Annotated in this window: 6 protein-coding genes; 4 read left to right on the forward strand and 2 right to left on the reverse strand. The window is 60.9% G+C overall.

Annotation, left to right across the window (positions count from 1 at the left end; genetic code table 11):
• Positions 1 to 576: AIR synthase related protein (locus ACQY7U_RS21980; RefSeq protein WP_428649373.1), on the reverse strand; the 576-nt coding region annotated here is incomplete at its 3' end.
• 420 nt (positions 577 to 996) lie between these two features.
• Between ACQY7U_RS21980 and ACQY7U_RS21985 the strand changes: the two genes are divergently transcribed.
• Positions 997 to 1,986 carry a cyclase family protein gene (locus ACQY7U_RS21985; protein WP_428649376.1) on the forward strand — a complete coding sequence of 330 codons (990 nt, stop codon included), beginning with the start codon at positions 997 to 999 and terminating at the stop codon, positions 1,984 to 1,986.
• Between the two features lie 371 nt (positions 1,987 to 2,357).
• Here ACQY7U_RS21985 and ACQY7U_RS21990 read toward each other — a convergent pair whose 3' ends face one another.
• Positions 2,358 to 3,323, reverse strand: a complete 966-nt coding sequence (locus tag ACQY7U_RS21990; protein WP_428649379.1) for a calcium/sodium antiporter — start codon at positions 3,321 to 3,323, stop codon at positions 2,358 to 2,360.
• Positions 3,324 to 3,513: 190 nt separating this feature from the next.
• Here ACQY7U_RS21990 and ACQY7U_RS21995 point away from each other — a divergent pair, with 190 nt between their 5' ends.
• From ACQY7U_RS21995 to ACQY7U_RS22005, 3 genes are all read left to right on the forward strand, one after another.
• Positions 3,514 to 4,002, forward strand: a complete 489-nt coding sequence (locus ACQY7U_RS21995; RefSeq protein WP_428649381.1) for a MarR family winged helix-turn-helix transcriptional regulator — start codon at positions 3,514 to 3,516, stop codon at positions 4,000 to 4,002.
• Positions 3,974 to 4,231 (forward strand): hypothetical protein, encoded by a 258-nt coding sequence (locus ACQY7U_RS22000; RefSeq protein WP_428649383.1) that lies wholly within the window; start codon positions 3,974 to 3,976, stop codon positions 4,229 to 4,231. The genes ACQY7U_RS21995 and ACQY7U_RS22000 overlap by 29 nt, the downstream gene beginning before the upstream one ends.
• A partial coding sequence (locus ACQY7U_RS22005) for a class I SAM-dependent methyltransferase (protein ID WP_428649386.1) occupies positions 4,221 to 4,701 on the forward strand: 481 nt, incomplete at its 3' end. The genes ACQY7U_RS22000 and ACQY7U_RS22005, both read left to right, overlap by 11 nt.

Below are 4,701 nucleotides of genomic sequence, written 5' to 3' on the forward strand. Positions count from 1 at the left end.
ATCCGACCTGGCAAGACCGGCAGCAAAGGCGTTGACGAGGCAGTTGCCGTTGTAGCGGGCATGGAACTCAACCTCGCCGCCGACCGTCGGCACACCGAAGGAGTTACCGTAGCCGCCGACGCCGGACACGACACCGGACACTAGGTGGCGGGTCTTCCAATGGTCAGGCTCACCGAAGCGCAGCGCGTTCATGGCTGCCACCGGACGGGCGCCCATGGTGAAGACATCGCGCAGAATGCCGCCGACACCGGTGGCCGCGCCCTGATAAGGCTCGATGTAGGACGGGTGGTTGTGGCTTTCCATCTTGAAGACGACCGCCTGACCGTCGCCGATATCGACGACACCGGCATTCTCACCCGGGCCCTGCAGCACGCGCGGGCCTTCGGTCGGCAAGGTTTTCAGCCAGAGTTTGGAGGACTTGTAGGAACAATGCTCGTTCCACATGGCCGAGAAAATGCCGAGCTCGGTGAACGTCGGCTCGCGGCCGATCAGTTCCAGGATGCGCTCGTATTCATCCTCTTTCAGGCCGTGGGAGGCAATCAGGTCGGGCGTGATCTTGATGTCGTTCGGGATCATGACGTTCCACTGTTGTTGGCCAGTGTTTTTGGCAGCTGTGGTTGGGCCGCGACGACGCAGGCAGGCAATGATGCCGCCGTTTAGCAGATTGTCCCGGAATTGGGGAGCCTTGCGGCGCAAAGAAAAAAGAAATTCGACAAATTTGACTGTGACCGGGGTGCAAGCGGCTCCGCACGGTGTGAAGACCCGCCCGCATCCGATCGCTTGACAGCATAGGACGTTTGTCCTAATCACGTTTTAGGGCAAGTGTCCTAATCGAGTCAAACGCCTGGATGGGCGTTTGTTGTGAACGCCTGAAGCCCGAGCCCAAGTCCGGCAATTGCTGCCGCTGGAACGTGGAGGACCCGTCCTTCCGCGAAAGGGGTCGCATTGCCGGAAAGCCATGCGGGGCCGGGTGTCGAGAGAAAAGGAAAATCAAAGATGCAAGACGTGATGAAGCAGACTGCGAAGCTGGGCGCCGCCGCGCTCCTTGCCATGGTTCTTGCCGGTGCTCCGGCCTTTGCGGATGGAGGTCTTGCGGGCGAAAGCCCCTGGGGACCCGAAGACGAGATCGGCACGCTCAACATGATGACCGATGCCTCGCGGCTTGAGATCCTGCAGCGGATTGAAACGGGCAAGGTCTATGACCTCGGTGTGGATCTGTTCGTCGGCATGCCGGACTGCTGCAGCGCCGCCTTCGGTGACCCGACCTACCAGATGATGATGCTTCACACGCCGGCCCGCGGTGACGGCGGCAAGGAGCTGCTGTCGCATTCCAGTGAAGCCATATCGATGAACACCCACACGGGAACACATATCGATACGCTCAGTCATTTCGGCCTGCACGGGAAGATCTGGAACGGTGTCGGCGCGGATGAGGCGCTGGGCGTGCGCGGCTGGTCGAAATCGGGGGCGGACAAATATCCCTCCATCGTTGCCCGCGGCGTGCTGATCGATGTTGCGAAGGCAAAGGGCGTGGATGTGCTGCCGGCGTCCTATGCGATTACCGTGACGGATCTGAAAGACGCGCTGGCGAAACAGGGGACCACGCTTGCCGGCGGTGACGTGGTGCTTGTCCGCACCGGGCAGATGAGCCTTTGGCCGGACAAGTCGAAACTGTCGCTTTTCTCCCAGTCTGGGCTTGGCCTGGAAGCCGCAAAGTGGCTGGCCGAAGAGCAAAAGGCGATGGTGCTCGGTGCCGACAACCTGGGTCTCGAGAGTTTTCCGTCCACCAACCCTGAAAACTTCGCGCCGGTTCACTCCTATCTGCTGGCGGAAAAGGGCGTCTCCTTTCTGGAGCTGCTGTGGCTGGAAGATCTCGCGAAGGATGGCGTCCATGAGTTCGCCTTCATCACGTCGCCCCTGAAGCTGCGGGGCGCGACCGGTTCGCCGGTCCGTCCGATTGCGATCCCGGTCAAGAGCGGCAGCTGAAGCTGTATTGTACCCGGCGGAGCCGTGGGTTCCGCCGGATTGGATTGCTGCCTGCCGTTAGAGCTTGCCGCTCCAAAGGTCCCGAAAAGGCTGTTGTTCGTACGATACCGTGCAGGGAAGACGCCATTCGAGGGTACTTGATTTGACAGCTCAATTGCCGGATTGAGGCACCGCATTTCAACTCGGGAACGGGTGGGAGAAAGCTGCGACGGGACATCGTGAAAAGGTCCCCGGAAAGCCACCCCGGGGCGTTCAGGCCGCAATCGTAAGGCAGTTCCGGCGACCGGAGGCGCGCAAGGATGCCGCCGTTTGGCAGATTGTCCCGGCATTGGGGAGCCTTGCCGGGCAAAGAAATTCGACAAATTTGAGGATCATTCGAGGGTGTTGGCCGCGACGACGGCCATATAGGCGCAATAGGCCAGCAGCATGACGGTTCCTTCCCTGCGGCATATGCGCCAGCCGCTCATGGAAAAAACAAGCAGGATCATTGTTGCTCCCAGCATCGCCCAGACGTCCAGATCCATGATTTCTCTTGGAACGGGCAAGGGGGAAACGGCTGCAGTGACACCCAGAATGCCGAGAATGTTGAAGAGGTTGGATCCGAGTATGTTGCCAAGGGCGATGTCGGTCTGCCGCCTCAATGCGGCGACCATCGACGTCACCAGTTCTGGCAGGGACGTGCCGACCGCAACGATTGTCACGCCGATGACAGCATCGCTGATGCCTGCCATCCGCGCCAGTTCGGAGGCAGAGGTCACCAGAAAATGCGCTCCGAATAGGATCATGGCAAGTCCGCCCGAGGCCAGTGCCAGATTAAGCGGAAGCTCGAGAGGTTTCGGCTCGGGGAGAACGAGGCGAGTCTCGCCCCTGTGCATTTCCGCGGAGGGCGAACTGCGGCCCCGCTCCATGCGGTATGTGAGTACCAGGTACCCGGCAAGTGCCAGCAACAACACGAGGCCTGCCTCGCGGCCGATGGTGCCACTGACCGCAAGTCCGGCGAAGGCAACCGCCGCCAAGGCGTTTGCAGGGCCGTCCCGCAACAGGGCGGCGGGGTCGGTTCGAATGGGGGCGATTACCGCGACAAGTCCCAGAATAAGCAGGATATTCGCAATGTTGGAGCCCGCGACATTGCCAATGGCAATACCCGGTGAACCGCCAAGCGCGGCCATCACGCTGGTCATCAGTTCCGGCGTGGAGGTACCAAATCCGACCAGAACGAGGCCGATCAGCAATTCGGAGACGCCTGCGCGTTTGGCCAGGCCCACGGACCCGCGCACCAGAAAATCGCCGCCCACAAGCAGAAGCAGCAGGCCGCTGACGATTTGAAAGACAGTCATTTAGGAAATCCTCTCGGGCATGGACCCAAGGCAATGTCCTTGCCAGATGGTGGCGGGAACTCCTTTGCACAATGGGAATGCAGGCAAGGGCTCAAAAAATTCCTGATCGGTTCTGTTTGTATTATCTGCATTGACAGTTTGACTGTCAAGCTATATATGACAGTTAAGCTGTCAAAGTAGGAGGTGTCATTTGCCCCATCAGACACATGCGGACGTTGCTGAACTGCGGCGGCTCATCGGCGAGGTGCGCAAGACCTTTCGTCTGATGGCGGGGATCTCCGACGACATGCTGGAAGCGCGGGGGCTGACGGCATCGCTGAGGGCAATTCTGGAGTATCTCGCCGAGGAAGGGCCGAGCCCGGTGCCGAAAATGGCAGCTGCAAAATCGATGACGCGGCAATCCGTCCAGGCGCTGGTTGACCGGCTACAGACCCTCGGTCTCGTGGAAACCCGTCAGAACCCGGAACACCGGCGGTCCGTGCTGATCACTCTGACGGACGGGGGCAGGGCGGTCTTCGGGGAAATCCTGGCCGAGGAGAAGACGTTGCTGCTTCGGATGGGGCGTGGCTGGGAAGAAGGCAGCCTGCTGCAGGCTTGCCGGACGCTGAGCGACTTTCAAGAGAAACTGACACAGCTGAGGAGAACGAGCGATGTCCGAGATACTGAAACAAATGCGTGAGCGCGCGGGTGAGGCACCTGGCAAGGGGCACAGGCTCTTGCGCCTTCTGACGGGCCTTGTCGTGGCCAGCGTGGCCCTGACCTGGTTCTGGTCGACATCAGCCGTCGACATGTTCGCTGCGCCGCCGCTTCGCTTCAGCGATGCCTTTGCCGGGGTTTTGGCCCTGTTGTGTCTTGCCTATGGCTGCGGTGTCGCGTTCCAGTTGGGAAGTGGGCGCGATGACGGCTGAAACAGACCATATCGAAGCGCTTCCGGGAAAACCTCCCGGGGGCGTGCGGGCCGCGATCATGGGCCAGTTCCGGCAGCCACACGGGATACTGGGATCTCTTGCCGGCTGGATCATGGCACATCGGGCGTCCAACGTTGCCCGCAACCACTGGACCGTCGCACTGCTTGGATTGAAACCCGGGGCGCAGGTGCTGGAAATCGGCTGCGGGCCAGGGATCGGCATCGAGGCGGTTTTGCGCTCGGTGCCAGGGGCTCGGGTCACCGGTCTCGATCACTCGGCCCTGATGATCTCCAGGGCCGCCGGCCGCCATGCGGCGGCTCTCAAGTCGGACTGGCTCGAATTGTGGCACGGCCCGCTGGAGAGCCTGCCGCTGGAAAAAAGTTTCGACGCGGTCTTCAGCTGCAATGTCCTTCAGTTTGTTGAAGAGAGGGCAGCCTTGCTGGAGCAGGTTCGGACCCGGCTTGAGCCCG

The sequence above is a fragment of the Roseibium sp. genome (genome assembly GCF_050301095.1).
GTDB lineage: Bacteria > Pseudomonadota > Alphaproteobacteria > Rhizobiales > Stappiaceae > Roseibium.

Bases quoted from the DNA above. Each gene is read 5' to 3' on its own strand.
- ACQY7U_RS22000 (WP_428649383.1), top strand. From the start codon at position 3,974: ATGTCCGAGATACTGAAACAAATGCGTGAGCGCGCGGGTGAGGCACCT.
- ACQY7U_RS21985 (WP_428649376.1), top strand. From the start codon at position 997: ATGCAAGACGTGATGAAGCAGACTGCGAAGCTGGGCGCCGCCGCGCTC.
- ACQY7U_RS21990 (WP_428649379.1), bottom strand. From the start codon at position 3,323: ATGACTGTCTTTCAAATCGTCAGCGGCCTGCTGCTTCTGCTTGTGGGC.